Source organism: Corynebacterium aquilae DSM 44791, from assembly GCF_001941445.1.
GTDB lineage: Bacteria > Actinomycetota > Actinomycetes > Mycobacteriales > Mycobacteriaceae > Corynebacterium > Corynebacterium aquilae.
The window spans coordinates 1,998,742-2,024,300 of sequence record NZ_CP009245.1; the positions used below are offsets into that span (position 1 = coordinate 1,998,742).

23 protein-coding genes are annotated in these 25,559 nt (G+C 61.3%); 14 read left to right on the top strand and 9 right to left on the bottom strand.

The window, feature by feature from the left end; genetic code table 11:
* Positions 1–90: 90 nt before the first annotated feature.
* The 3 genes from ctaE to ctaC all read right to left on the bottom strand — a co-directional run bounded on the left by ctaE (position 91) and on the right by ctaC (position 2,925).
* A complete protein-coding gene (gene ctaE, locus CAQU_RS08400; RefSeq protein WP_075726868.1) occupies positions 91–705 on the bottom strand; it encodes an aa3-type cytochrome oxidase subunit III in 615 nt (204 codons plus the stop codon).
* Positions 706–1,346: 641 nt separating this feature from the next.
* Positions 1,347–1,778 (bottom strand): aa3-type cytochrome oxidase subunit IV, encoded by a 432-nt coding sequence (ctaF, locus tag CAQU_RS08410; RefSeq protein ID WP_075726871.1) that lies wholly within the window; start codon positions 1,776–1,778, stop codon positions 1,347–1,349.
* A 13-nt stretch (positions 1,779–1,791) separates the two neighbouring features.
* Positions 1,792–2,925 (bottom strand): aa3-type cytochrome oxidase subunit II, encoded by a 1,134-nt coding sequence (gene ctaC, locus CAQU_RS08415; RefSeq protein ID WP_075726873.1) that lies wholly within the window; start codon positions 2,923–2,925, stop codon positions 1,792–1,794.
* A gap of 698 nt (positions 2,926–3,623) precedes the next feature.
* Here ctaC and asnB point away from each other — a divergent pair.
* The gene (asnB, locus tag CAQU_RS08420; protein ID WP_075726875.1) at positions 3,624–5,546 is read left to right on the top strand and encodes an asparagine synthase (glutamine-hydrolyzing); all 1,923 of its coding nucleotides are present in this window, start codon (positions 3,624–3,626) and stop codon (positions 5,544–5,546) included.
* A gap of 192 nt (positions 5,547–5,738) precedes the next feature.
* Here asnB and CAQU_RS08425 read toward each other — a convergent pair whose 3' ends face one another.
* Positions 5,739–6,083 (bottom strand): HesB/IscA family protein, encoded by a 345-nt coding sequence (locus tag CAQU_RS08425; RefSeq protein ID WP_075726877.1) that lies wholly within the window; start codon positions 6,081–6,083, stop codon positions 5,739–5,741.
* Positions 6,084–6,389: 306 nt separating this feature from the next.
* On the opposite strand from CAQU_RS08425, the gene CAQU_RS12660 reads away from it, so the two are divergent.
* From CAQU_RS12660 to CAQU_RS08445, 5 genes are all read left to right on the top strand, one after another.
* The gene (locus CAQU_RS12660) at positions 6,390–6,554 is read left to right on the top strand and encodes a hypothetical protein (protein ID WP_157108955.1); all 165 of its coding nucleotides are present in this window, start codon (positions 6,390–6,392) and stop codon (positions 6,552–6,554) included.
* 156 nt (positions 6,555–6,710) lie between these two features.
* Positions 6,711–7,385 carry a DUF3043 domain-containing protein gene (locus CAQU_RS08430; RefSeq protein ID WP_075726879.1) on the top strand — a complete coding sequence of 225 codons (675 nt, stop codon included), beginning with the start codon at positions 6,711–6,713 and terminating at the stop codon, positions 7,383–7,385.
* Positions 7,386–7,421: 36 nt separating this feature from the next.
* The gene (locus tag CAQU_RS08435; RefSeq protein WP_075726881.1) at positions 7,422–7,952 is read left to right on the top strand and encodes a bifunctional adenosylcobinamide kinase/adenosylcobinamide-phosphate guanylyltransferase; all 531 of its coding nucleotides are present in this window, start codon (positions 7,422–7,424) and stop codon (positions 7,950–7,952) included.
* A gap of 92 nt (positions 7,953–8,044) precedes the next feature.
* On the top strand, positions 8,045–9,088 hold the full coding sequence (gene cobT / locus CAQU_RS08440; protein ID WP_075726883.1) for a nicotinate-nucleotide--dimethylbenzimidazole phosphoribosyltransferase: 1,044 nt from the start codon (positions 8,045–8,047) through the stop codon (positions 9,086–9,088).
* Between the two features lie 65 nt (positions 9,089–9,153).
* Positions 9,154–10,026 (top strand): adenosylcobinamide-GDP ribazoletransferase, encoded by an 873-nt coding sequence (locus CAQU_RS08445; protein ID WP_075726885.1) that lies wholly within the window; start codon positions 9,154–9,156, stop codon positions 10,024–10,026.
* 81 nt (positions 10,027–10,107) lie between these two features.
* Here the strand turns inward: CAQU_RS08445 and CAQU_RS08450 are convergent, their stop codons facing one another.
* Positions 10,108–11,211, bottom strand: coding sequence for a branched-chain amino acid aminotransferase (locus tag CAQU_RS08450; protein WP_075726886.1), 1,104 nt, complete (start codon positions 11,209–11,211; stop codon positions 10,108–10,110).
* 241 nt (positions 11,212–11,452) lie between these two features.
* Between CAQU_RS08450 and CAQU_RS08455 the strand changes: the two genes are divergently transcribed.
* Positions 11,453–12,955 carry a leucyl aminopeptidase gene (locus CAQU_RS08455; RefSeq protein ID WP_075726888.1) on the top strand — a complete coding sequence of 501 codons (1,503 nt, stop codon included), beginning with the start codon at positions 11,453–11,455 and terminating at the stop codon, positions 12,953–12,955.
* Positions 12,956–13,219: 264 nt separating this feature from the next.
* Here CAQU_RS08455 and CAQU_RS08460 read toward each other — a convergent pair whose 3' ends face one another.
* Positions 13,220–13,621, bottom strand: coding sequence for an oxidoreductase (locus tag CAQU_RS08460; protein WP_075726890.1), 402 nt, complete (start codon positions 13,619–13,621; stop codon positions 13,220–13,222).
* A 146-nt stretch (positions 13,622–13,767) separates the two neighbouring features.
* On the opposite strand from CAQU_RS08460, the gene sucB reads away from it, so the two are divergent.
* From sucB to CAQU_RS08480, 4 genes are all read left to right on the top strand, one after another.
* The gene (sucB, locus tag CAQU_RS08465; RefSeq protein WP_075726892.1) at positions 13,768–15,756 is read left to right on the top strand and encodes a 2-oxoglutarate dehydrogenase, E2 component, dihydrolipoamide succinyltransferase; all 1,989 of its coding nucleotides are present in this window, start codon (positions 13,768–13,770) and stop codon (positions 15,754–15,756) included.
* Between the two features lie 146 nt (positions 15,757–15,902).
* Positions 15,903–16,670, top strand: a complete 768-nt coding sequence (gene lipB, locus CAQU_RS08470) for a lipoyl(octanoyl) transferase LipB (RefSeq protein ID WP_075726894.1) — start codon at positions 15,903–15,905, stop codon at positions 16,668–16,670.
* A gap of 39 nt (positions 16,671–16,709) precedes the next feature.
* Complete coding sequence (lipA, locus tag CAQU_RS08475; RefSeq protein WP_075728600.1) at positions 16,710–17,732, top strand: lipoyl synthase; 1,023 nt, start codon at positions 16,710–16,712, stop codon at positions 17,730–17,732.
* A gap of 191 nt (positions 17,733–17,923) precedes the next feature.
* Positions 17,924–18,694, top strand: coding sequence for a DUF4191 domain-containing protein (locus tag CAQU_RS08480; RefSeq protein ID WP_075726896.1), 771 nt, complete (start codon positions 17,924–17,926; stop codon positions 18,692–18,694).
* Between the two features lie 111 nt (positions 18,695–18,805).
* On the opposite strand, the gene CAQU_RS08485 is transcribed toward CAQU_RS08480, so the two are convergent.
* Entirely contained in the window at positions 18,806–19,276 is a 471-nt protein-coding gene (locus CAQU_RS08485) for an RDD family protein (RefSeq protein WP_075726898.1), read from the bottom strand.
* A gap of 479 nt (positions 19,277–19,755) precedes the next feature.
* On the opposite strand from CAQU_RS08485, the gene glnA reads away from it, so the two are divergent.
* On the top strand, positions 19,756–21,192 hold the full coding sequence (glnA, locus tag CAQU_RS08490) for a type I glutamate--ammonia ligase (RefSeq protein ID WP_075726900.1): 1,437 nt from the start codon (positions 19,756–19,758) through the stop codon (positions 21,190–21,192).
* Between the two features lie 311 nt (positions 21,193–21,503).
* Here the strand turns inward: glnA and CAQU_RS08495 are convergent, their stop codons facing one another.
* Positions 21,504–22,430, bottom strand: coding sequence for an ornithine cyclodeaminase family protein (locus CAQU_RS08495; protein ID WP_075726902.1), 927 nt, complete (start codon positions 22,428–22,430; stop codon positions 21,504–21,506).
* 98 nt (positions 22,431–22,528) lie between these two features.
* Positions 22,529–22,873, bottom strand: coding sequence for a zinc ribbon domain-containing protein YjdM (locus CAQU_RS08500; protein WP_075726904.1), 345 nt, complete (start codon positions 22,871–22,873; stop codon positions 22,529–22,531).
* Positions 22,874–22,969: 96 nt separating this feature from the next.
* Here CAQU_RS08500 and CAQU_RS08505 point away from each other — a divergent pair, with 96 nt between their 5' ends.
* A complete protein-coding gene (locus CAQU_RS08505; RefSeq protein ID WP_075726906.1) occupies positions 22,970–23,935 on the top strand; it encodes an SPFH domain-containing protein in 966 nt (321 codons plus the stop codon).
* A 326-nt stretch (positions 23,936–24,261) separates the two neighbouring features.
* On the top strand, positions 24,262–25,548 hold the full coding sequence (locus CAQU_RS08515; protein ID WP_075726910.1) for an MFS transporter: 1,287 nt from the start codon (positions 24,262–24,264) through the stop codon (positions 25,546–25,548).
* The last annotated feature ends 11 nt before the right edge of the window (positions 25,549–25,559 follow it).

Sequence of the window (25,559 nt, forward strand, 5' to 3'; positions counted from 1 at the left end):
TGTCTCTGGTCGGAAAGTGAAGGGCTGTAGGCCGCAGGTCTCGCTCCTCCCCTGGGTGAAGGGGCGGGCGTGGCCTGTTGCCACTACGGCCTACTTAATGAAGTAAATGGTGATGAACAGGCCGATCCAGACGGCATCGACGAAGTGCCAGTAATAAGACACAACCATCGCTGCGGTCGCCTGGGCCGGAGTGAACTTCGACTTCGAGACGCGAAGAAGCACGACCACGAAGGCGAGAACACCAGCCAGAACGTGTGCTGCGTGGAAGCCGGTCGTAATGAAGAAGACCGATCCGTAGACACTGTTCTGAATGGTGAGACCCTCGTGAACGAGGTGGTAGTACTCGTAGCCCTGTGCACACAGGAAGACTGTGCCCATCAGAGCCGAAAGTGCGTACCAGCGTCGAAGTCCGAAGACGTCACCGCGTTCAGCCGCGAATACGCCTGCCTGTGCCGTAAAGGAGGAACTGACCAGAATGATCGTTGCCACCGTGGCATAGGGGACGTTGAGATGGCCGGCGTCGACCTCCCACTGGTTTCCCTGGCCGTTTGCGCGAGATACGAAGTACATCGCGAAGAGGCCAGCGAAGAACATCAATTCCTGAGACAGGAACACAACGGTGCCGACACTGACCATATTGGGTCGGTTCAGTGCCGCAACACGTTGTGGTGCTGCCATATCTGTGTTTCCAACTGCGCTCGTCACGCCTTCTAGTATGGCGGTTTCACTACGCAATGTCACCTCGTTTGGGGGCGAGTTTTCCACAGGCGACTGACAAAAATGCTGGTTGAGGGCTGACAGGTAGTTCTCAAAATTTTTTTGAAACTTTCGGGAACTTTTTGCCCGAGCTAAACGACGGCTTGTTTATGCAGGTTGATTAGCCATTCGCGCGAACCAGCCACATTCGGGGGCAGTTTTTCACACCTGGTTTGAACATTGGGCGAGTTTTTTCAATTTTCCCCCACCCCGACCGGGCGTGATACATCTCTCAATCCCATACGGGAACTGGCACACGTGCATACAACTTTCGATTGATAATGGCCTCATACCTTAGCGTGTAATGGGGGCTAATCCAACGGGCTATTGCCTACCGCCCCTCCCCTACCCGTCCCGAACGCGACAGCATCAAAGGTTAGCGCTTGCGCCACTCGCAGCAGCCAACCGAAAGCATCGCCGGTTTCCCTTTTAAGCAGTTCTAAAATCAGCTTGCACCCCTTCACAACCCAGCGCTTCCAATGACCGGCAGTCGGCCCAAAATCAAGGCCCACGCATAGAAAAGCCCGCCACATGAAACATGTGGCGGGCTTTCGACTCACCTCGAAGGCATCATCGAGGCGGGGAAAGTTCTAGTGCTTCTCGCGCGGAAGACCGTACTGCAGGTTCAGCATGGTGCCGGCCCAAATCAGAACCACGGCACCCAGAACGATCAGCCAGTAAGCCATGAAAGCGATACCGTAACCCATCAGTGCGACAGCGACGGTCATCACGAAGGGCCAGATGGAACCCGGGCTGAAGAAGCCCAGCATGCCGGCACCGTCTTCGATCTCTGCCTCTTCCCAATCCTCAGGAAGAATGTCGATGCGACGCTCAGTGAAGTGGAAGTAAGCGCCCAGCATCAGAGTCAGCAAGGTGGCCAGAACCAGGCCAGTAGCACCAGCCCACTCGAGACCTTCAATGCTGCCGGTGTCTGAGACGTGCTTGGTGGCCAGGATGTAGATCACGGTCATCACGGCGAGGAACACCGTCACACCGTAGAAAATTTTGGCGGAAGACTTCATGTCAGCACATTCCTTACTTGTTCAGGTCGACCGTGTTGCTGTCAGCCTCAACACCACGAGTGTCGGTACGGCCGGACAGGAACGGGCTGGTGGAGGTTGCGTAGGCAGCCTCGCCGATGGACTTCAGAGCCTCAGAGTTCGGAGCATCCGGGTTGTCCATGCGGAACTTCATGTAGTCCTTGAACTTCTCCGGAGAAACAACACGAATCTCAAAGTTCATCATTGCGTGGTAGGTACCGCACATCTCAGCACAGCGACCAACAAAGGCGCCTTCCTTTTCAATCTTCTCGATCTGGAAGACTCGCTGAGACTTGTTGCGCTCCGGGTGCGGGAAAGCATCGCGCTTGAAGAGGAACTCCGGAACCCAGAAGGAGTGGATCACGTCTGCGGACGCAAGGTTGAACTCGATCGCAGTGTTGGAGGGGAGCACCAGAACCGGAACCTCATCGGTGGAACCGAGGGTCTCGATCTTGTTGAAGTGGAGGTAGCTCATGTCCTCCTTGGACTTGCCGTGAATCGGACCGACCGGCTTCTCGTGACCCTCAGCCTCACCGTGTGCGGTGCGGGTGGTGTCGACGAAATCTGCAGCCTTGTCGAGGTGCTTCTGTGCAGCCTCATCGGTGCCGTTGTAGGCCTGGCCGGTCGGAGACAGCTCAGGAGCGATCTCGTTGTAACCGAACTTCCAGTTCCACTGGAACGCGGTGACGTCAACGGTAACCTTCGGATCCTTATCCAGCGCAGTGACCTTGTCCTGCGTCTGAACAGTGAAGAAGAACAGGCTCATCACGATGATGATCGGGATGATGGTCAGCACAATTTCCAGCGGAACGTTGTACTCGAACTGCTTCGGGAACTCGCCCTTGCCAGCCTTTTCAGCCTTCTTAGCGGAGAAAGCCACCAGGCACCACAACATGAGTGCCCACATAATGATGCCGATAATCCAGGCAGTCACCCAGGTCCAAACCCAGAAGTTGCCCATTGCCGTTGCCTCAGGGGTAATACCCTCTGGCCAGCCCATACGAAGGGCCTTGCCGAAGCTGCCACCCGGAGGGGCAACGTCACAGCCGGCGAGGACCATGGTGCTAGCGCCGGCAGTGGCGGCAAGCATGGCCTTGCGCGAAAATACTCGCGTAAAACGCTGTTTCACGTGTGTCTGCCTTCCTGTCCACACAGTACTTAAGAACTTTCCAAAACGCCCCGTGACCTGGGTTAATTAGCCTCCAAAAGGGGGCCATTTCCGTGTCACAAGGCAGCAACAGGCAATAAAAGTGCCCGTTAAACACCTGTGAGTTTACTGCATGCGTCCATATTGCACCCAACAGGTTCCGGGCCGTTGTTGCACAACTCACACCAGTTTGTGCTGATAGATAGGGCAGCCCACCCCAAGCAGCCCGAGCACTACACCCCTTTAGCCATGCCCTTTAGCCCACACCCCCACCCACCACCTCCACATCCATCCCACACGCACCCAGACCGACGCAGCGGACCTAGCCAGCACCCACAGCGCCCAGCTACCCCCATTGGGGGGCACTCTTATTGTTGATACGTTCTTGTGGCACTGCCAAAACTCGCGGAAATCCTCACCCACCCAACCCCACCGAACCAACCGCCAGCGCCACATCGCCCACCACAGCGTTTTGCGCACCTTATATATAGGCATATATAGACAACATTCCACCCACGCCCCCAGGCCTGGCGCGCCAAGAAAACCTTCTCGTGCGTCGAAGCGTAAAGTGTATGCAACACACCCGCCCACGCCAGCAGCTATCTGCCTCACAAAAGGCTTCCCAGACACTGCCCAGGCGCGTGGGCATTGTCACGAATGAATTGAGGACACCTAGTTCTATGTGCGGCCTTCTCGGACTCCTCACAGCCCACGGCAATGCCGGAGAATTCACCTCCGCTATCGAAACCGCCCTGCCCTGCATGCGGCACCGCGGCCCTGACGAGGCAGGCACCTGGAATGACGGCGACGCCATTTTCGGGTTCAACCGACTGTCCATCATCGATCTGGAACACTCCCACCAACCCCTCCAATGGGGTCCGGAGGACGAACCGGATCGCTACGCAATGACCTTCAATGGCGAGATCTACAACTATGTAGAACTCCGCGAAGAGCTCACCCAGCTCGGCTACACCTTTAATACTTCCGGTGACGGCGAGCCCATCGTGGTTGGTTTCCACCACTGGGGCGTCGACGTCGTCAAACACCTGCGCGGCATGTTCGGAATCGCCATCTGGGATTCCAAAGAGCGCAAACTCTTCCTCGCGCGCGACCCCTTCGGCATCAAGCCCTTGTACTACGCCACCACCGACGCTGGCACCGTTTTCGCCTCCGAGAAAAAGTGCATTCTCGCCATGGCTGAAGATCTTGGTCTCGACCTGAGCCTGGATTTCCGCGCTATCGAGCACTACGTCGACCTGCAGTACACGCCAGAGCCAGAAAGCCTGCACGCCAACATCCGTCGACTAGAGTCCGGCACCTACGCGCTGGTTTCCCCCGGCGGTCAACTGGAACAGCACCGCTACTTTGAACCCACCTTCCCCGCAGTGAAGGTCACCAAAGATAAGGAGCAGGATCTTTTCGACCGCATCGCGGCCGCACTGGAGGACTCCGTTGCCAAGCACATGCGCGCGGATGTCACCGTCGGCTCCTTCCTGTCCGGCGGCATCGACTCCACCGCCATCGCGACCCTTGCCAAACGTCACAACCCCAATCTGCTGACCTTCACCACCGGCTTCGAGCGGGAGGGCTACTCCGAGGTTGACGTGGCCGCCGAATCCGCAGCCGCAATCGGCGCTGAACACATCGTTAAAGTCGTCTCCCCAGAGGAATACGCCGACGCAGTACCGAAGATTATGTGGTACCTGGATGACCCGGTGGCGGACCCCTCGCTGGTTCCGCTGTACTTCGTCGCAGCTGAAGCCCGCAAACACGTCAAGGTCGTACTTTCCGGCGAAGGCGCCGACGAATTGTTCGGCGGCTACACCATCTACAAGGAACCGCTTTCCTTGGCGCCTTTCGAAAAGATGCCCTCTCCCCTGCTCAAGGGACTTAACAGGCTCAGCCAGGTATTGCCCGACGGCATGAAGGGCAAGTCTTTGCTGGAACGTGGCACCACCCCCATGGAGGAGCGCTACTACGGCAATGCTCGCTCCTTCAATTGGGAACAGCTCAAGCGAGTACTTCCTGAAGCCCGCCACGAATGGGATCACACCGATGTGACTGCCCCCATTTACGCCAAATCCAAGGGCTTCGACCCGGTGGCTCGCATGCAGCACCTGGATCTGTTCACCTGGATGCGCGGCGACATCCTGGTCAAGGCAGACAAGATCACCATGGCCAATTCCCTGGAATTGCGCGTGCCTTTCCTCGACAAGGAAGTTTTCGCCGTCGCGGAAACCATTCCCTACGATCTCAAGATCACCGAAGGCACCACCAAGTACGCACTGCGTAAAGCCATGGAGCAGATCGTTCCGGCACACGTGCTCCACCGCAAGAAGCTCGGCTTCCCCGTCCCGATGCGCCACTGGCTGGCCGGTGAGGAGCTCTACGGCTGGGCACAAGACCAGATTCAGGCCTCTGGCACCGAGCACATCTTCGACAAGAAGGCCGTGCTGGAAATGCTTGCGGAACACCGCGCCGGCGTCTCCGACCACTCGCGACGTCTGTGGACCGTGCTGTCCTTCATGATCTGGCACGGCATCTTCGTCGAGGATCGCATCGACCCGAAGATTGAAAACAAGGACTACCCCGTCAAGCTCTAAGCAGGACAGTCCTTTCGGCCCCCACGACATTGGATCGATACATCCGGTGTGTGGGGGCCGCACCATTTCCGCCCGCGCAAAAGGCCCGGGTGGGGCAGCTGAAACTATCCCACCCGGGCCTAAAGGATTTACTGCGACAACCGGCCCCAGCCTAAAAAGCTAAGGAGGCAGCGTCACAGCGTCTGCAATGTCTTAGTTGAAGGAGTCACCGCAAGCGCAGGAACCCGAGGCGTTCGGGTTGTCAATGGTGAAGCCCTGGCTCTCAATGGTGTCGGCGAAATCGATGCGGGCACCGGTCAGGTACGGGGCGCTCATCTTATCCACGACCAGGCGTACACCGCCGACTACGTCGACCTTGTCACCATCGAGGTCACGATCGTCGAAGTACAGCTGGTAGCGCAGGCCAGCGCAACCGCCGGGCTGCACGGCAATGCGCAAAGACAGATCGTCACGGCCCTCTTGGTCGAGAAGGGCCTTCGCCTTAGCGGCGGCAGCGTCGGTCAGGATGACACCGGTTGCGGTCTCGGGAGCAGTCATAGGAAGCTTTCTCCTTGAAGTGTGGTTGTTCGTCAGCGTGCTCAGCCTTTGGTGCACACAACGCCCGCCACCCGAAGGAATATTCCATACGAGAAGCAACGTCGAATGTTCAAGCCAGCGACGCTAGCGTCGCGACACGCTCACTGAGCGTCGATACCCCTGTGTTTAACTCCACAAGACGATGGCACCGGCTCATTGATAACACACCACGGTACTACGCGATTGCTTTCCCCGCAGCGCTGTGGTGAACAAAACCTTAGTTTTTTCAAACCATCTCCTACCCGAGGCCCACGGCGAGGCGCCCCAGTGCACACCACAGTCATTAATGGGGTCTTCCACCCCGCCTACATCACAGTGACCTTTATGCTGCTGGTCGGCCTCATCGGCTACCGCCGGGTAGTCATTTTTCCTACGCTACTGCCCCCGCCCACAGCTTCTTTCGACATCTTCCACCCTGGGCGAGAAATGTAGTGTCGGAATAGCGCTAAGCCACCAGGGGCGCATGTGGCGTTGTTCCCAAGCCGATTCCGTTGGGCGATCACCATAGCCGTGTTTTCCGCAGTGGGATCATCGGCGAGGCTTTAGGCGAGCCAAACTCACCGTTGTTGGCTTGAGCCTTGTAGCCTTATGCCTGTGAAAAACAGCGAATCTGAGCACGCAAACGAAAGCGCGAAGACCGACGCGGAGCAGACCCTGCCCAAGGGCTACACCCCTCCCAAGGGTCGCCCGACACCGAAACGCAATGAGGTGGAAAGGGCGCACGGCGTTCGTCGTGGGCCGGTCAAGCCCCCGGAGACCCGCGCCGAGGCACGTCGTCGCCGCAAAGAACTGAAAAATTCCATGTCCAAGGCCGAGTACAAGGCCCTGAAGGATAAGGAGCGCGAAGAGCGCCTGGCGCACCGCAAGGCGGTGCAGGCCGGCATCGACCGCGGCGATGAACGGTACCTCCTCGAGCGCGACAAGGGAGAAGTCAAGGCGTTTGTCCGCGATTGGGTCGACGCCCGCCGTTTCGTCAACAACCTGGTCATGCCCGCCGCGCTGGTGCTGTTGGTGCTGATGCTGGTGTCCCAGTACCAAACCCAAATCGCCGGCCCCATGGCCTCGGTCGCGCTGATCGTGATGGCGATCTTCTTTATCGAAGGCATCATCATCGGCTCCCGCGCCAACCGGGCTGTCCGCGCAAAGTTCCCGAAGACCACCGAAACCGGTTTCGGTCTTGGTTTCTACGCCTACTCCCGCGCAAACCAGCCCCGCAACTGGCGCTCCCCGAAGCCCCGCGTCGCCATCGGCGACAAGGTTTAGCAGCCCCCACACTCCGTACGAAAGCGGTGGCAGGCGATGACGAAAACTCTCGTTTTAGGTGGGGCGCGCTCGGGTAAGTCCGACCACGCGGAAGGTCTCATTGGGGATCGTCCCTGCACTTATGTCGCCACGGCACGCCCCTGGCCGGGTGATGCGGACTTCGCGGCCCGCATCGCACGGCACATCCAGCGTCGCCCAGCACACTGGGTGACCGAGGACCGCATCAACGCCACCGAGGTTCTCACCCACCCCGAAAACACGACTGGCTGCGTGCTCATTGACGACATGGGCACGTGGCTAACCCACCTCATCGACGAGCGCGACGCCTGGTCCAAGCCCCGCGGAACCGTAGCTGACGCGGCAGATGCGTTCCTTGCGGCGCTGCGGGACTGGCCGGCGGACCGCGACGTGGTCATCGTGTCCCCCGAAGTCGGGATGGGGGTCATCCCAGAACACGCCTCCGCCCGCCTGTTTCGCGACGAGATCGGTTTGCTCAACGCCCGCATCGCCCAGGAATGCGACCACGTGCTGTTAGTGGTTGCAGGTTTAGCCCTCGAATTGAAGTAAGAAGCCGGCACAGTTTTCGCTGTCCGCACGTTTTTCATCTACGACCCACGATTCCTCGCGGGCCTTGTCCCACTCACTCTTAGGAGTACCCCATGATGCAAGCAGAACTGTTCCCCCTAGTGGACGCCCCGCAGGAATCGGTGGCCGCCGAAGCGCGCGCCCGACAGCTGATCTTGACCAAGCCCGCCGGTTCGCTCGGACGGTTGGAGGAACTCGGGGTGTGGATGTCTGCCTGCCAGGGCCAGTGCCCGCCGCGCGCTATCACCTCCCCCAAAATCGTGGTCTTTGCGGGTGACCACGGCGTCGCCCAAGCCGGGGTTTCCGCGTTCCCCACCGAGGTGTCCATCCAGATGGCCGCGAACATCGCGGGCGGCGGTGCAGCCATCAACGTGCTGGGCAGGGCTGCCGGCGCCAGCGTGCGGGTCGCCGATATTTCCCTCGACCACGACACCGATGCTCCGGAACATCTGCAGCGTTCCTGTGGCAACATCGCCGTGGAGGATGCCATGACCCAAGAGCAGGTCGTCGCGGCCATCAAAATGGGCATGAAGATCGCCGACGAGGAAGTCGATTCGGGGGCCGATCTGCTGATCGCCGGCGATCTCGGTATCGGCAACACCACCCCGGCTGCCGCCCTGATCGGGGCGCTAACCAACGAAGAACCCGTCGTGGTGGTAGGCCGCGGCACGGGCATCGATGATGAGGGCTGGAAGCGCAAGGTCGCAGCGGTGCGCGACGCGATGTTCCGCGTTCGCACCCACACCCACGATCCCATCGCCGTGTTGCGCATGATCGCCTCCCCGGATTTGGCCGCCATGGCCGGCTTCCTGGCGCAGGCCGCTGTTCGCCGCACCCCCGTCATCCTCGACGGGGTGGTCGTTACCAGCGCCGCACTGGTCGCCAACAAGCTGGCTCCCGGCGCCCGCCGCTGGTGGGTAGCTGGGCACAAGGGCGCGGAACCGGCTCACTCTTTCGCGTTGAACAAGCTCAAGCTGGAACCGGTGGTGGAGTTCGAGATGCGTCTGGGCGAAGGCTCTGGCGCCGCGGTTGCGTTGCCGATTGTGAAGGCTGCGACCGATATTTTGATTGATATGGCGACCTTCGAGTCTGCCGGCGTGTCCGATAAGGACGCTTAAGGTCGAATGCGCTTATGCCCTCGCTGTGTGCGGGGGCAGCGCTGTTTTTCTAGGAGGCGTGGTTCGTGTCCGGTAAAGCTGGTCCCGAAAACATCTCAGGTGTGCATGGCCCGGCCGTGGTCGAGGGCCTGGGTACTGCCTTTGCGTGGTTGACGGTATTCCCTGCCCGGGGTGCGCAGGTGTTCGACACGATCACCGGTCGTCGCGCCATGTTGAGCATGCCGGTAGTCGGCGCGGTGATTGGGGTGATTTTTGCGGTGCTTAGCAGCGCTGCGGTGAGGCTGAATCTGCCCGCTTTTTTCACCGCCGCTGTGCTGGTCATTGTGGGCGAATTGCTGACCCGGATGATGCACCTTGATGGTTTAGCGGATGTGGGCGATGCGCTGGGTTCTTATGCGGAGCCGGTGAAGGCTAGAGAGATTCTTGCCGATAAGTACACCGGCGCGCTGGGGTTCGGTGCAGTGTTGTTAACGCTTGGGGGCCTGTGGGCGGGGTTGTCCGCATTGTCCGCGGTGGGGCCGCTGGCGGGGTTGTTGGTGGGGTGTGTGCCTTTTGTGGCGCGTTTGGCTGCGTTGGCTGGGTGCACGGTGGCGTATGCGCCGTTGTCCGCGACGGGCTTTGGGGCGTTGGTTATTGGGACGGTGCCGTCGCTGTGGCACCGGGTGTGGGTCGTGGTGGGGGTGCTGGTGTGTGGCGGGGTGTCGGCCGCTGCCCTAGCCCCGGTGCTTCCACTGTCCTCGTGGGTGGTTGCGATGGTGGTTGTGGTGGTGGTGTTAGTGGTGTTGGCTCTGGTCAACGGGTTGTTGATGCATATGAGGCGTCGTTTTGGCGGTTTGAATGGGGATTGTTTGGGGGCGGCTATCGAAATTGGTGGCGCGGTGTGTGCGGTGTTGTTGACTGTGGCTGTCTATGGTGTGGCGGCGGTAGCGACCGTCTAGGTGGGGGCTGCTAGCACTTTGGCCCCCACCACAGTGAGTGTGGTGGGGGCCAAAGTGTTGGTGTTTGTTCGGGGGTGTCGTTTAGTCGACGAGGGTGACCATCCAGTTGTGGGTGTCGGCGACGGTGCCGCGTTGGATGCCGGTGAGGGTTTCGCGCAGCTGCATGGTGATGGGGCCGGTGGCGGCGTTGTTGATGTCGAAGTCGCCGCCCTTGCTCTTGACGTGGCCGACGGGGGTGATCACGGCGGCGGTGCCGCAGGCGAAGGTTTCGCTCATCTTTCCGCTGAGGGCGGCTTCTTGCCATTCTGCGGTGGTGATGATGCGTTCTTCGGTGGCGTAGCCGAGGTCGCGGGCGACCTGCAGCAGGGAGCGGCGGGTGACGCCGGGCAGCAGGGAGCCGGACAGTTCCGGGGTGACGATGGTGGCGTCTGCGCCTTCGCCGAAGACGAAGAAGAGGTTCATGCCGCCCATTTCTTCGACGTTGGTGTGGTGGATGGCGTCGAGCCAGACGACTTGGTCGCAGCCTTTTTCGGCGGCTTGTGCTTGTGCCAGCAGGGAGGCGGCGTAGTTGCCGGCGAATTTTGCTGCACCGGTGCCACCGGGGCAGGCGCGCACGTAGTCTTCGCTGAGCCAGACGCTGACGGGGTTGATGCCTCCGGAGAAGTAGGCGCCGGCGGGGGAGGCGATGACTGCGTAGGTGTAGGAGTTGGCGGGGCGCACACCCAGGGATGCTTCGGTGGAGATCATGAAGGGGCGCAGGTAGAGGGATTCTTCACCGCCGGCGGCGGGCACCCAGTCCTGGTCGACCTCGACGAGGACGCGCAGGGATTCGATGAAGTCCTCCACCGGCAGCTCGGGCATGGCCAGGCGGCGGGCGGAGTCGTTGAGGCGTTGGGCGTTGGCTTCAGGGCGGAAGGTTTTGATGCTGCCGTCGGCCTGGCGGTAGGCCTTAAGGCCTTCGAAGATGGCCTGTCCGTAGTGCAGGACGCTGGTGGCCGGGTCGAGGCTGAGGTTGTGATAGGGCTCGATGCGGGCGTTGTGCCAGCCTTTGTCGGCGGTGTAGTCGATCAGTGCCATGTGATCGGTGAAGACGCGACCGAATCCGGGATTTGCCAGGATGCGTGCGAGTTCCTCGGCGCTGGTGGGGTGTTCGGTGCGGGTGATGGTGAAGTTCAGGTTCGACATGTCTTTAAAACTTACACTCACTGGGCTGGGCGCGCCCTGGAGAAGGGGGCACTTTTGCTTGGTGACTGCTGTGAGTCGCACGCATTGTTGGTTGGCGGGCGACGCATATGGGTTGGGTGGACTACGGTGGGTATCGATGGCGTGACGGCGCCCACCCTCGGCGGGTTTTCTGCTGGGTGTGTGGTGGGCCGTGCCAAGCGCCTGTCGAATCTATTCCCGCAGCAGAAAGTTTGTTTTCGTCGTGTCTGAAACCTTTACCCTTCCTTCCCAGGGCCACTTGCCCACCATTGCGGTGGCCGCCGAGCTTCCCGCTGACGCTGACGCGCTGATCGTGGCGATGCTGTCCGGCGAGGATGGTCTGGAGCTTCCTTCCACTGGTCTCGGGGAGAGCGTCGATCGGGAAATCCTGGAGTCTTTGACCTCTTTGCAGGCCACCGGCAAGCCGCAGCAGGTGGTGAAGATTCCGGCGCCGAAGGAGCTGGATGTCAACGTGGTGGTCGCCGTCGGTCTTGGTGATGGCGATGACGTGGATGAGGAGACTGTGCGTCGTGCGGCGGGTGTTGTGGGCCGCCAGTTGACTGGTGTGCATCACGCGGCATCCACCCTGAACCTGTTCGGCTTGGAAGAAGCCATCACTGGCCTGTCTTTGGGCGCCTACACCTACCGGGGTCGTAAGACCGATGAGGTTGATGCTGCGAAGGCCCCGCTGGGCGCGGTGACTTTCCTTGGGGATCCCGCAAAGGATTCCGATGTGGTGTCTTCCACGGTGGCGTTGGTGGAGTCGGTGGCGTTTGCCCGCGACCTGGTCAACACCTCTTCTGATGCCTTGTACCCGGAAAGCTATGCGGCGATCGCGCAGGCTGCCGGCGAAAAGGTCGGTTTGAGCGTGGAGATCCTGGACTACGAGGCGCTGGTCGCTGGTGGTTTCGGTGGCCTGGTCGGGGTGGGTAGCGGTTCTTCCCGCAAGCCCCGTCTGGTCCGGTTGAGCTGGAACCCGGAGGGCGCCACGAAGAAGGTGGCGCTGGTCGGTAAGGGCATCACCTTCGACACCGGCGGAATTTCCTTGAAGCCCGGCGCCCAGATGGATCACATGATTTCCGACATGGGTGGTTCGGCATCGGTGGTGGCTTCGGTGATTGCTGCCGCCCGCCTGGGCCTGAAGGTTGCCGTGACCGCGACGGTGCCGATGGCGGAGAACATGCCGGGCGGCCAGGCTTACCGCCCGGGTGACATCCTCACCCAGTACGGCGGAAAGACGGTGGAGGTGCTCAACACCGACGCTGAGGGTCGCCTGGTGCTGGCCGACGCGATCGTGCGTGCCTGCGAGGACCAGCCGGATTACCTCATTGAGACCGCCACGCTGACTGGCGCACAGTTGGTGGCGTTGGGTTCGCGGACCTCTGGTGTGATGGGCAGCGAGCAGTTCCGTGACCGCGTGGCCGAGATCGGCCGCGGCGTGGGCGAGCAGGCCTGGGCGATGCCGTTCCCGGAGGAAATCGGCGAGCGCTTGAAGTCCCCCGTCGCCGACCTGCGCAACATCACCCAGGATCGTTTCGGCGGCATGATGGCCGCCGGCATGTTCCTCGGCGAGTTCGTCGCCGAGGACGTGCAGTGGGTGCACATCGACATCGCCGGCCCCGCGTTTAACACCACCGCACCGTATGGCTATGTCTGTGAGCGCGGCACCGGTGTTCCGGTCCGCACCATCGTCGCCACCCTGGCCGATATCGCCGACAACGGCTAGCTTCAGCGTGTGCCCCCTTGTGGGGCAGCTGGGGTGAACCCGCATTCACCCCAGCACGCTCAACCCCACCCCCGCACCCGGGTGCTCCCCTGGATCCCAGGGCGAGCGCCACGCGGGGGTTGCTTTTTGCCCGTACACCCACAAGGTGGGTCAAAGGCTTCACCTACCCCGCACAGCACAATGGTGGCCCCGTGACCAGGGCGCTACCACGCCCCTAGCCGCCAAGGTGGTGGCTAAACCTCCTGGACCTACTGGGCTTGATGACTAGGAGGATTCACCAGTGCTGTTGCGCTGCTCCCACTGCTTGCGACGCTGCGCCTGCTCCTGGCGCTTGCGCAACAGCCTCTCCCGCTCAATACGGTCGCGCATCCGCTGCGGGTAGCCGGTTTCTTCCACGTCATACAGGTCCACCCCGAGTTCCTTGGCAATCACGTCAATGCCCTTCGGCCCGCCAATGGGGCGTCGAATGAACTCCCCTGTGGCATCGACAAGCACCACCGAAAGCTCATTGACCAGTGTTTCTGGCTCAATAAAGCCCTCGACGAGCACCCGGTCAGCCGCCCACTGTTGTAGGTCAGCCAAATCGTGGGCGCGCACCGTCTCCCCCGGCGCACGCGGCGGACGGGGGCCTTGTTTTTTCTTGCCTCGGGACAGAAAGTTGAACACATCAACACTCTATATGCGCAGGCCTTACCCCCGCACCCGGGCTAACGCGACATAGAGGGATTAAACCTAGTAGTCTTTGTGAGTATTGCTACTGCAGTTTTATCTTTAACCGCACCACGATCCTGATACCTAGGAGTCTGACACACATGGCGTTCTCTGTTGAGATGCCCGAACTGGGCGAATCCGTCACCGAAGGCACGATTACTCGCTGGCTGAAGAAGGTCGGCGACACCGTTGCTGCCGATGAGCCGTTGCTGGAGGTCTCCACCGACAAGGTTGATACCGAGATCCCCTCCCCGGCCGCTGGTGTCCTGCTCAAGGTCCTCTTCGACGAGGACGACACCGTCGATGTTGGCGAAATCATCGCCGAAATCGGCGAAGAAGGCGAAGCCTCCGAGGCTCCCGCCAAGGAGGAGCCCAAGGCCGAAGCTAAGGACGAGCCCAAGGCAGAGGAAAAGGCAGCACCCGCCGCCTCCGGCGATGCCACCGACGTTGAAATGCCCGAACTCGGCGAATCCGTCACCGAAGGCACCATCACCCGCTGGCTGAAGAAGGTCGGCGACACCGTCGACGTCGACGAAGCCCTCCTCGAGGTCTCCACCGACAAGGTCGACACCGAAGTGCCCTCCCCCGTCGCAGGCACCATCCTTGAAATCCTCGCAGACGAAGACGACACCGTCGACGTCGGCTCCGTGATCGTCCGCATCGGCGACGCCAACGCAGCACCCGCCAAGGAAGAACCCAAGGACGAGCCCAAGGCCGAAGCCAAGGCAGAGGAAAAGACCGAAGCCAAGGCAGAGGAAAAGGCAGCACCCGCCGCCTCCGGTGACGCCACCGACGTTGAAATGCCCGAGCTCGGCGAATCCGTCACCGAAGGCACCATCACCCGCTGGCTGAAGAAGGTCGGCGACACCGTCGACGTCGACGAAGCCCTCCTCGAGGTCTCCACCGACAAGGTCGACACCGAAGTGCCCTCCCCCGTCGCAGGCACCATCCTCGAAATCCTCGCAGACGAAGACGACACCGTCGACGTCGGCTCCGTGATCGTCCGCATCGGCGACGCCAACGCAGCACCCGCCAAGGAAGAACCCAAGGAGGAGCCTAAGGCCGAAGAAAAGACCGAAGCCAAGGCAGAACCCAAGGCAGAGGAAAAGAAAGACGAGCCCAAGGCTGAGCCGAAGGCCGCAGCCAAGGTCAACGAGGGCGACGACCTGCCCTACGTCACCCCGCTGGTCCGCAAGCTCGCCGACAAGCACGGCGTCGACCTGCGCACCGTCACCGGCACCGGTGTCGGCGGCCGCATCCGCAAGCAGGACGTGCTGGCCGCCGCCGAAGGTGGCTCCGCCGCCCCGGCCGAAGCCAAGAAGTCCGGCTCCGCCATCTCCACCAAGTCCGTCGACCCGGAGAAGGCCAAGCTGCGCGGCACCACCCAGCGCGTGAACCGCATCCGCGAAATCACCGCCAAGAAGACCCTGGAGTCCCTGCACTCCGCCGCCCAGCTCACCCAGCTGCACGAAGTCGACATGACCAAGGTTGCGGACCTGCGCAAGGCCAACAAGCAGGCCTTCCAGGACAAGTACGGCGTGAACCTCACCTACCTGCCGTTCTTCGCCAAGGCCATTGTCGAAGCACTGGTCAGCCACCCGAACGTCAACGCGTCCTACAACGCAGAGACCAAGGAAATGACCTACCACGAGCAGGTCAACCTCGGTATCGCCGTCGACACCCCGGCCGGCCTGCTGTCCCCGGTCATCCACAACGCCCAGGACATGACCCTGCCGGAGCTGGCCCAGGCCATCGTCGACATCGCCACCCGTGCCCGTGAAAACAAGCTGAAGCCCTCCGACCTGTCCGGCGGCACCTTCACCATCACCAACATCGGCTCCGAAGGCGCACTGTCCGACACCCCGATCCTGGTTCCGCCGCAGGCCGCCATGATCGGCACCGGCGCCATCGTCAAGCGCCCGGTCGTCGTCACCGAAGAAGGCGCCGACGCTATCGCCGTGCGCCAGATGGTGTACCTGCCGATGACCTACGACCACCAGGTCGTCGACGGCGCCGACGCCGGTCGCTTCATGACCACCGTCCGCGACCGCCTGGAGACCGCCGACTTCGACTACGATCTCGGCCTGTAACCCCAGTCGCTCAAGCGCAAGCGCTACAGCGTCGCCCCCACCCACACCAGGTGGGGGCGACGCTTTTTGCATAGAACCACCTCTTGGCCAACCCGTGGCCCCAGACACCGGGAACAACTCCCCCACCCGATATCGTTAAAGACACTATGACTGCACCCCGCGCGCCATTTATGGCCCCCGATCAACCCATCCGTGATCTTGGCCAACCACTAGAGATCAAAAACCTCGGCGAAATGGACTACCAGCAGGCCTGGGAATACCAGGCCGCACTCGCCGCCGAGGTCGCCGCCGGCACCAGCCCGGACACCATCCTGGTGCTTACCCACCCCAGCTGCTACACCGCCGGCAAACGCACCCAAGACTCCGACCGGCCCACCAACGGCCTGCCCTGCATCGACGTCGACCGGGGTGGACGCATCACCTGGCACGGCCCCGGCCAGCTCGTGGCCTACCCGATCATCAAACTCGTCACCCCCATCGACGTCGTCGACTACGTGCGCCGCGTAGAAGAAGCACTCATCCAAGTCGTCGGCGACGCAGGGCTGCCCCAAGCAGGCCGCATCGACGGCCGCTCCGGAGTGTGGCTGCCGGAAGACCACAAAGGGCCTGCCCGCAAAGTCGCAGCCCTCGGCATCCGCGTCACCCAGGGGGTCACCATGCACGGACTATCCCTGAACTGCGACAACAGCCTGGATGCCTACCATGCGATCGTGCCCTGCGGCATCGCAGATGCCGGGGTGACCACCATGAGCCAAGAGCTTGGCCGCGAGGTCACCGTGGAGGAAATGATCGAGCCGATGTGTGCCGCCCTCGACGACGCTTTCGCCGGACGCCTGCAAGTCGCAGAACACCATTTGGGCAGCGCGCCAGACCCGTGTGCTGGGACGTTGAAGCTCAAGGCCCCGGGCAAGTAGGGTGTGCCTGTGACTATCTCACCACCTGCCGGCCGCAAGATGCTGCGCATCGAGGCCAAAAATTCCCAGACGCCCATCGAAGTGAAGCCGCGTTGGATTCGCACCACCGCGAAAACCGGCCCGGAATTCGCCGACATGAAAAAGCGTGTCTCCGGAGCTTCTCTGCACACCGTGTGCCAGGAGGCGGGCTGCCCCAACGTGCACGAATGCTGGGAGTCCCGCGAAGCCACCTTCCTGATCGGTGGTTCCCAATGCTCCCGCCGCTGCGACTTCTGCCAGATCGACTCCGGCAAGCCGGAACCCCTGGACCGCGACGAGCCCCGCCGCGTCGCCGAATCCGTCCGCGAAATGGGCCTGAACTACGCCACCATCACCGGCGTGACCCGCGACGACCTCGAGGACGAAGGCGCGTGGCTCTACGCCGAGGTGGTGCGCCAAATCCACGCCCTGAATCCGAACACCGGTGTAGAAAACCTGGTGCCGGACTTTTCCGGCAAGCCGGATCTGTTGCAGGAAGTCTTCGAGGCACGCCCCGAAGTGTTCGCCCACAACATCGAAACCGTGCCCCGCATCTTTAAGAGGATCCGCCCGGCCTTCCGCTACGAGCGCTCCCTGGATGTGATCCGTCAGGCCCGCGACTTCGGTCTGGTGACCAAGTCCAACCTGATCCTCGGCATGGGTGAAACTCACGAGGAAATCACCCAGGCTCTCAAAGACCTGCGCTCCGCCGGCTGCGACATCATCACCATCACCCAGTACTTGCGGCCCGGGCCGAAGTACCACCCCATCGAGCGGTGGGTGAAGCCGGAGGAATTCGTCGAGCACTCCGAAACCGCCAAGGAGCTCGGCTTCACCGGCGTCATGTCCGGCCCGCTGGTGCGTTCCTCCTACCGTGCCGGTCGCCTGTACGCCCAAACCATCGCCGCCCGCGGCGAGGAGCTGCCGGAGAACTTGAAGCACCTGGCCGAAACCACCGAGGGTTCCACCGCCCAGGAGGCCTCCAGCCTGCTTGAGCGCTACGGCGCCAGCGAAGACACCCCGGTGTACTCCCGCCAAGGCTAAACCGCTAAGAAGGCCCGCTGCCCCTGATATAGCGGCATCTACACCAGCACCCGCGCCCCCTCCACCGCTTGGGGAGCGCGGGTGCTGTCGTTATCAGGGGCAGGTATGCGCGAGGCTTATTTCATCGTGGCCGACACCTTGGGGTGGGCTGACAGTTTTCCTTCACTGCCCCGTGGCCTATTGTTTATGGCATGGCAGATGCGAAGAAAAAGGCCCGAGAGGCCAATAAGGAAGCTAAGGCCCTCAAGCGCGCCCAGCGTAAGCAGACCCGCCAACAGCTGTGGCAGGCATTCAACATGCAGCGCAAGCAGGATAAAGCCCTAGTTCCGATCATGCTGGCATGCGTGATCGGCCTAGGCTTGCTGTTCTTCCTGATCGGCTTGCTGTTCGGTGGCCAGTGGTTCATGCTGATCATCGGCCTGATGTTCGGCATCATGCTCGCGTTCTACATGTTCACTCGTCGCCTCGAGTCCTCCATGTACGACCGCGTGAGCGACCAGCCCGGTGCTGGCGGATGGGCCCTGGAGAACATGCGCAACGGTGTTGGCATGGTGTGGCACACCAAGACCGCCGTCGCCGCAAACCGGGAAATGGACGTCGTGCACCGCGTCGTCGGCAACCCTGGCATCGTGCTGGTTGGCGAAGGCGACGAAAAGCGCCTAAAGCCGCTGATGGCACAGCAGAAGAAGCGGTTGACCCGCGTCGCGGGCCAGCACCCCATTTACGAGATCCTCGCCGGCGAAGGCGAAGGCCGGGTGCCGATCAAGAAGCTGCAGCGCGAAATGATGAAGCTGCCGCGCAACCTAAGCAAGGATGAGGTCGCTGCCCTGGCTGCCCGCGTGGAGTCTATGGACAATCTGGCTGGCGGTATGGCTGGGCTGCCGAAGGGACCAGTTCCGGGCAACGCCAAAATGTCCGGCATGAACCGCCGCGCCCGCCGCGCCCAGCAGCGCAACAAATAACTTTCGCGCACAGCCCCTGCACGAACACTAAAAGGGTGGTGCTGCAAGACCGTTGTCTTGCAGCACCACCCTTTTGGCATATGGCGGGCTATTCGCCACGATGCGATTGCTCTAGCCGAAGATGACCGCCGTCTGGGTGACGCGGTCGTGCAGCCCACGGCCGTCGGAGTCCACCAAGATGGGCGGCAGGATCAGCACGGTCAATAGTGCGCGGACGACGGCGCGCCCCACACCCACGCGGGCATTAGCCTCATCAATGCGGGCAACACCCATTCGGAAGATGGCTTGGCCGGGGGTGCGGGCAAACAAGCTGACGGAAATGATGCTGATGATGAAAAACGCAATCAGTGTCACGGTGGACATGCCACCAAAGAAGTCGGTGATTGATTCCACGATGGTGGCTGCCAACATGGCGATGATCCAGTCGGCCCACAAGCCACCGCAGCGGCGCAGCACACTGACCAGAGCCCCGGGGCCTTTTTCCGGCAGGCCAAGGAACTCTCCCGGCCACCGCGCCTCGCGGAAGTCGGCTTCGCCGGCAATGGTTGGGGTATCGAGCCAAGATTGATCTTTTCGCGCCATAGGCTCATACCTTATCGGGTTTTGCCTTCGAGCTTGGGTAAACGGGCCCGCGACAGAGCCGATGCTAAGACTTATGGACTAGCCGACAGTGTGGACCACGTGCCGGGAGCGGCAAGCTGGGTAAAAAAGTCTGCACGGCATCGAACGGATGCTGTAGCGCTTGTGGGGGATGGGGGTGGGGTGGAATCTGGTCGACTTATAGAAATTCGACTAGAATTGTTTGGCAATGCACGTCACCGTCGTGTTTCCCTGTGAAGCACGCAGGTGGACTGCACCGCCCGTGGAGGTTCCAGCGCCCAGCGCTCCTACCCTATTCCCGCCGAACTGACAGCCAATAGTCGTTATCTACCCAACGAACGAGCATCGATGTGAATAAGGTGGACTGTGGGCTTCCACCGAGGCGCACCGGCTGGTGACCGCCAACCGCTGTGCGTGGGCCCGGCTATACCCGAACAATTTTTTCCTCCCAAGGAGACACCGTGGCATTTGAGACCACCGAAGATGTCGTAGCATTCATCAAGAACGAGGGTGTCGAGTTCCTCGACATCCGTTTCACCGACGTCCCGGGCGCCGAGCAGCGCATCACCATCCCGGCGTCCACGTTCACTGAAGAAGCCGCCGAGGAGGGCTTCGCCTTCGATGGTTCTTCCATCCGGGGCTTTACCTCCATCGACGAGTCCGACATGAACCTCCTTCCGGACGTCACCACCGCACGGGTGGATCCTTTCCGCAAGGTCAAGACCCTGAACATGAAGTTCTTCGTCCACGACCCCTTCACCCGTGAGCCTTTTAGCCGCGACCCCCGCAACGTTGCCCGCAAGGCCGAGGAATACCTCGCCTCCACCGGCATCGCCGACACCTGCTTCTTCGGCGCTGAGGCCGAGTTCTACCTTTTCGACAAGGTCTCCTACGCCACCGACACCAACGTTGGTTTCTACGAGATCGACTCCGACGCTGCATGGTGGAACCGCGGCACCGATGAAAACCTCGACGGCTCCCCGAACCGCGGCTACAAGACCCGCCTCAAGGGCGGCTATGGCCAGACCGCACCCCACGACATGTTCGAGGATCTGCGCGACGAAATGACCATGCTGCTCGCGCAGAACGGTTTCGAAGTTGAGCGCGCCCACCCCGAGGTCGGCACCGGCACCCAGCAGGAAATCAACTACAAGTTCAACACCCTGCTGGCCGCCGCCGATGATCTGCAGACCTTCAAGTACATCATCAAAAACGCTGCCTTCCGTGCCGGCAAGACCGCAACCTTCATGCCGAAGCCCCTGGCCGGCGACAACGGTTCCGGTATGCACGCCCACCAGTCCCTGTGGAAGGACGGCAAGCCACTGTTCCACGACGAGGCCGGCTACGCAGGCCTGTCCGACATGGCCCGCTACTACATCGGCGGTATCCTGCACCACGCAGGTGCGGTGTTGGCATTCACCAACCCGACCCTGAACTCCTACCACCGCCTGGTTCCCGGCTTTGAGGCCCCGATCAACCTGGTCTACTCGCAGCGCAACCGCTCCGCAGCAGTCCGCATCCCGATCACCGGCTCCAACCCGAAGGCCAAGCGCATCGAGTTCCGCGCCCCGGACCCGTCCGGCAACCCCTACTTCGGTTTCGCCGCCATGATGATGGCCGGCCTCGACGGCATCAAGAACCGCATCGAGCCGCACGCACCGGTCGACAAGGATCTCTACGAGCTGCCCCCGGAGGAAGCCGCCTCCATCCCGCAGGCACCGACCTCCCTCGAGGCATCCCTGAAGGCGCTGGAAGAAGACCACGACTTCCTCACCGAGGGCGACGTGTTCACCGATGACTTGATCGAGACCTACATCCGCCTGAAGAACGACGACGAGATCGCTCCGACTCGCCTGCGCCCCACCCCGCAGGAATTCGAGATGTACTTCGACTGCTAAAAGCCCCATAAGCTCGCGAACACTGCCCGTCGGGTGGTTTGAGCGAGCCCCTAGGCGCACACAACCCCGTGCCGCCAGAACCCTCCAACAGGGCCTGGTGACACGGGGTTGTTTTATGCTTTTGTCTTTTCTTCGATGCAACCCGGCAGCTAATCAGCGTGCCGAGCAAAAACCGAAAGCTTCAACGACAACAGACGGCATCAGCGCATCAACACGCTATAGCGGCGCGTGGACGCAGTCTGCTTTCTCCAGCACCCAAAGGGGCTTTAAAACTGCCCCGCCTGGCCCCCACGCCGCTAATAGGATCCCCTCTAGCGCAGCTTTTCCACAACGGCTGCAGCAGCCGCAATGTCCTGCCAGCTCATACCGGTGCCCTTAAACACGTTGGGACGATCGGTGGCGCGGGAAACCGCACCTGTGACGACCTGCTTCATGGTAACCAAATCGTCTTTGTGGCACTTGCCATCATCGATCGGGATGATCACGTCGCCCGCTTCGGCCAACGCGGTGTGCTTGGCTTCCACGGCGACTAGGCTGCGGCCGATCAAGCAGCCCGGTAGTTCTCGGGCATCGGGCGTGTGCGATCCCATCGCGACAACGCAAGCGCCATCACGCACCAGATCGCCCTTGAACAGGGGCTCTTTGGCGCTGGTGCAGCAGACGATGATGTCGGCCTCTGGGATGTCTTCTCGGCTGCCCGCACGAGCCGGCAGGCCTTTTTCTGCAAGCTTCTCGGCGAGCTTGGTGGAGCTGTCCTCACTACGGCCAATGATGGCAATGTCTTCGAGATCGCGTACCTCAGCCATGGCATAAGCGTGGTGCTCTGCCTGCAGTCCGGTACCGAAGATGACGCAGCGCTTGGCATCTTTGGCCGACAGGTAGTCGACGGCGACAGCGGACATGGCGGGGGTGCGCACCGCGGTGAGCACACTGCCGTCGAGCACCGCATAGGGGCGCAGGGTCTCCCGGTCGAAAATGCAGTACAACGCGTTGATAAGCGGCAAGCCCTTGTCCGGATTGTTGGGGGCGACGGTGGCTAGCTTGCAGCCAGCCCAATCCCCCAGTGCGCTGGGCATGGTCAGCAGTTCGCCGGTGCCAACGTTCGTGCCGGTGCGTGCGGGATCATCAGCGGGGTCAAAGTCACTCTTAAGTGCAGCCTCGAGGGTTTCGCGACACAGCTTCGGGGTCAGGGTTTCTGCGACTTGTTCTGCGGTGTATGTGATCAGCTTTTCGGTCATGGCACCCAAGTCTAGGCAGAAATGCGTCCACGGTGACCGAAAGCCCCAACCTTTCAGGTCAAGGCTGGGGCTTAGGTGGCTCTGCTGAGGGAATGTATTTAGCTCTTTTTCACGATGGAGGATTTGAGCTGCATTTGGCCGAATCCATCGATTTTGCAATCGATGTTGTGGTCGCCGCCATCGGGGTTAAGCCGGATATTGCGCACCTTCATTCCGGCCTTCAGCGGCTGTTGTGCGCCTTTGACCTTCATGGTTTTGGTGATGGTAACGGTATCCCCGTCGCTGAGGGGGTTGCCGACGGCGTCCAGGATCTGCGCTTCGCCGGCTGCGGAGTCATCGCTTTGGGTGAACTCGTGGGCGCATTCGGAACAGATGATCAGCGCGTCGAGTTCGTAGGTGTATTCACTGTCGCATTCGGGGCAGTGCGGAATGGGGGTGCTCATAGAGTGTTAGTTTTCCATTGTTTTCCTCCAGGCGTGGAATTAGGTGCCCCCGTAAACTGCTCTCCCCCGCCCACAAAATGTGATATCACTTTATTTATGACTAATTCCTACGATGATTCCACCATCCCCCCGGAGGTCGCTGAGGTCTCCAGCGAGCCCGTCGGACACCAGGGCACCAATGTCACCATTTCCGAGTACCCCGCAAAAACTGGTGGCCCCATCCCAGCCTTCCTGACGCTGGTACTCGCCTTTGGCATGCTCGTCGGCTCTGTGCTGCTGGCAATCATTGGATTCACACTCCCCAAATTCTTCCTGGTCATTGTGGCTGGACTCGTGTTCGTCCTCAGCCTGTTCGTCTTCGGCATGGTCGAGATCAACAGCCCCGGACACACCCGCGTGCTGCAGCTGTTCGGCAAGTACTACGGCACCAACCGCCGCACCGGCCTGTCGATCGTTCCCCCTTTCACCAGCTCCACCAAGGTTTCGGTACGTGTCCGCAACTTCGAGACCAATGAGATCAAAGTCAACGATGCTGGCGGTAACCCCGTTCAGATTGCCGCCATCATCGTGTGGCAGGTCTCCGACACTGCCAAGGCCACCTTCGCAGTCGAAGACAACGAGGAGTTCATCCACGCCCAGGCTGAGTCCGCACTGCGCCACGTGGCCACCAGCCACCACTACGCGCCGACTGGGAACTCAACCACTTCCCTTTCTGGTTCCACCGACTTGGTGAGCCGCGAGATTGCCGACGAGGTCGCCGAGCGCGTGGCGGTCGCAGGCCTGGAAATCGTCGAAGCCCGCATCAGCTCCCTGTCCTACGCCCCGGAAATTGCCCAGGCAATGCTGCAGCGCCAGCAAGCAAACGCCATCGTCGACGCCCGCGAGACGATCGTCGAAGGCGCAGTGTCCATGGTGGAAACCGCGCTGGCTCAGCTCGAGGAGCGCGAAATCGTTGACCTTGACCCCGAGCGCCGCGCCGCGATGGTGTCCAACTTGCTCGTCGTCTTGTGCAGCGAGAACAACACCACCCCTGTCGTGAACGCAGGCAACATGTACCCATGATGGCACGCAAACAAGTTCCCTTGCGCCTTGATGAGAAAGTGTATGAGTCCCTAGCTCGCTGGGCGGCAGACGAACTAGTCAGCACCAATACGCTGATTGAGCGTCTCCTGCGAGACAGCCTGCAGGCCGCCCACCGAATGCCTCGGGATGCAGGAGCACTTCCGCGCAGGGGCCGGCCACCTAAAAGCGCCGTCTGACACCACCAGCCACGTATCCACCCACAGCAGGTTTTCACTGCGGATACGTGGCTGGTGTTTTTGTGCGCTGGAGACGTCGCTAGGCCCAAAGTCTCTTGTGGGGGCGCTACGCGCGCTAGGGTATCCACTATGACTTCCGCCACCTCCTCCCCCGCCGTTGAACGCATCTCAACCCGGGCGATCGTGGTGTGGTTGGCGGCCACCGGCGCCTACGTTATGGCCATTTTGGGGCGCACCAGCATGGGTGTGGCCGGCGTCCAAGCCATGGATCATTTCCACATCGATGCCTCACGGCTAGCGGTGTTCACCTCAGTGCAAGTCGGCGTGTACGCCTTGGCCCAGATCCCCATGGGCATGGCCATTGACCTTTTTCAGCCCCGCAGAATGCTGGTAGCGGGCGCAATCATCATGGCAGCCGGCCAGCTGATTTTGGGCCTTACTAGTTCCTACCCGGTGGCCATCTTGGGGCGCGTGCTGGTGGGCACCGGTGATGCCAGCGCATTTCTCTCGGTGATGCGGTTGTTGCCCGCCTGGTTTCCCCTGCGCAAAACCCCTTTGTTTAGCCAACTCACGGCCTCTTTGGGTCAAATCGGCCAGTTTCTGTCCGCGGTGCCTTTTCTGGCCTACTTGGAGCATTCCGGCTGGCGGCATGCTTTCGTCGCTATTGGTGCCCTGGGAGTGTTGGTGGCTGCTGCATGCGCAGTGGTGGTGAGGGATAGCCCCGATGACTCCCCGCGACATGCGCACGCGAGCACTGCCACGTCTCTACGCCAGCGGCTGCGCACAGTTGTCCGTGAGCCGGTGTGCTGGGAAGGGTTTTTCACCCACTATGTGGGCCTGATGCCCAACCTGGTTTTCGCTTTGCTGTGGGGGCTACCGATGATGACGCTGGGGCAGGGCCTAACAACCGCGCAGGCGGGCAGCATCTTTGTGATCGGAACCGTGATTAATGTGGCGGTCTCCCCACTTCATGGCATCTTGTCCAGCCGGTTCGGGTCGCGCCGCTATCGGCTAACCATTGCGATGAACCTGGCGTATTTTGTGGGGCTGGGGTGGTTTTTCAGCTCCGCCGAGCCACGTGGCTACGGGGCGATCCTGGTGGCTGCTGGGGTTGGTTTCGCGGTGGTTCCGTCTTCTAATTTTGGCTTCGACTCCGTGCGCGAAAGCCTGGATCACCGGGTGCTGGCAGCGGGTACTGGGCTGGCCAACATGGGTGGCTTCGTTGCCACGATGATCGCTGGACAGTTGATGGGCGTAGTGCTCGACTCTCAGTGTTCGGATGGCTCGTACACCTGGTCGTGCTTTGGTGCGGCGTGGTGGTCGGTTTTCGCAGTGTGGTTGGCCGGAGTGGTGGCACTGGTGATCATTGCTCGCCGTCAACGTCGCACAAGGCTTCATGTGCAGTTCGCGGACTAGCCCCGTTTTGA

What these genes read in the sequence shown, in the direction of transcription:
- ctaF (WP_075726871.1), bottom strand. Translation starts at nt 1,778, where the DNA reads ATGAAGTCTTCCGCCAAAATTTTCTACGGTGTGACGGTGTTCCTCGCC.
- asnB (WP_075726875.1), top strand. Translation starts at nt 3,624, where the DNA reads ATGTGCGGCCTTCTCGGACTCCTCACAGCCCACGGCAATGCCGGAGAA.
- CAQU_RS08425 (WP_075726877.1), bottom strand. Translation starts at nt 6,083, where the DNA reads ATGACTGCTCCCGAGACCGCAACCGGTGTCATCCTGACCGACGCTGCC.
- CAQU_RS08430 (WP_075726879.1), top strand. Translation starts at nt 6,711, where the DNA reads ATGCCTGTGAAAAACAGCGAATCTGAGCACGCAAACGAAAGCGCGAAG.
- CAQU_RS08435 (WP_075726881.1), top strand. Translation starts at nt 7,422, where the DNA reads ATGACGAAAACTCTCGTTTTAGGTGGGGCGCGCTCGGGTAAGTCCGAC.
- cobT (WP_075726883.1), top strand. Translation starts at nt 8,045, where the DNA reads ATGATGCAAGCAGAACTGTTCCCCCTAGTGGACGCCCCGCAGGAATCG.
- CAQU_RS08450 (WP_075726886.1), bottom strand. Translation starts at nt 11,211, where the DNA reads ATGTCGAACCTGAACTTCACCATCACCCGCACCGAACACCCCACCAGC.
- sucB (WP_075726892.1), top strand. Translation starts at nt 13,768, where the DNA reads ATGGCGTTCTCTGTTGAGATGCCCGAACTGGGCGAATCCGTCACCGAA.
- lipB (WP_075726894.1), top strand. Translation starts at nt 15,903, where the DNA reads ATGACTGCACCCCGCGCGCCATTTATGGCCCCCGATCAACCCATCCGT.
- lipA (WP_075728600.1), top strand. Translation starts at nt 16,710, where the DNA reads ATGCTGCGCATCGAGGCCAAAAATTCCCAGACGCCCATCGAAGTGAAG.
- CAQU_RS08480 (WP_075726896.1), top strand. Translation starts at nt 17,924, where the DNA reads ATGGCAGATGCGAAGAAAAAGGCCCGAGAGGCCAATAAGGAAGCTAAG.
- CAQU_RS08485 (WP_075726898.1), bottom strand. Translation starts at nt 19,276, where the DNA reads ATGGCGCGAAAAGATCAATCTTGGCTCGATACCCCAACCATTGCCGGC.
- CAQU_RS08495 (WP_075726902.1), bottom strand. Translation starts at nt 22,430, where the DNA reads ATGACCGAAAAGCTGATCACATACACCGCAGAACAAGTCGCAGAAACC.
- CAQU_RS08500 (WP_075726904.1), bottom strand. Translation starts at nt 22,873, where the DNA reads ATGAGCACCCCCATTCCGCACTGCCCCGAATGCGACAGTGAATACACC.
- CAQU_RS08505 (WP_075726906.1), top strand. Translation starts at nt 22,970, where the DNA reads ATGACTAATTCCTACGATGATTCCACCATCCCCCCGGAGGTCGCTGAG.
- CAQU_RS08515 (WP_075726910.1), top strand. Translation starts at nt 24,262, where the DNA reads ATGACTTCCGCCACCTCCTCCCCCGCCGTTGAACGCATCTCAACCCGG.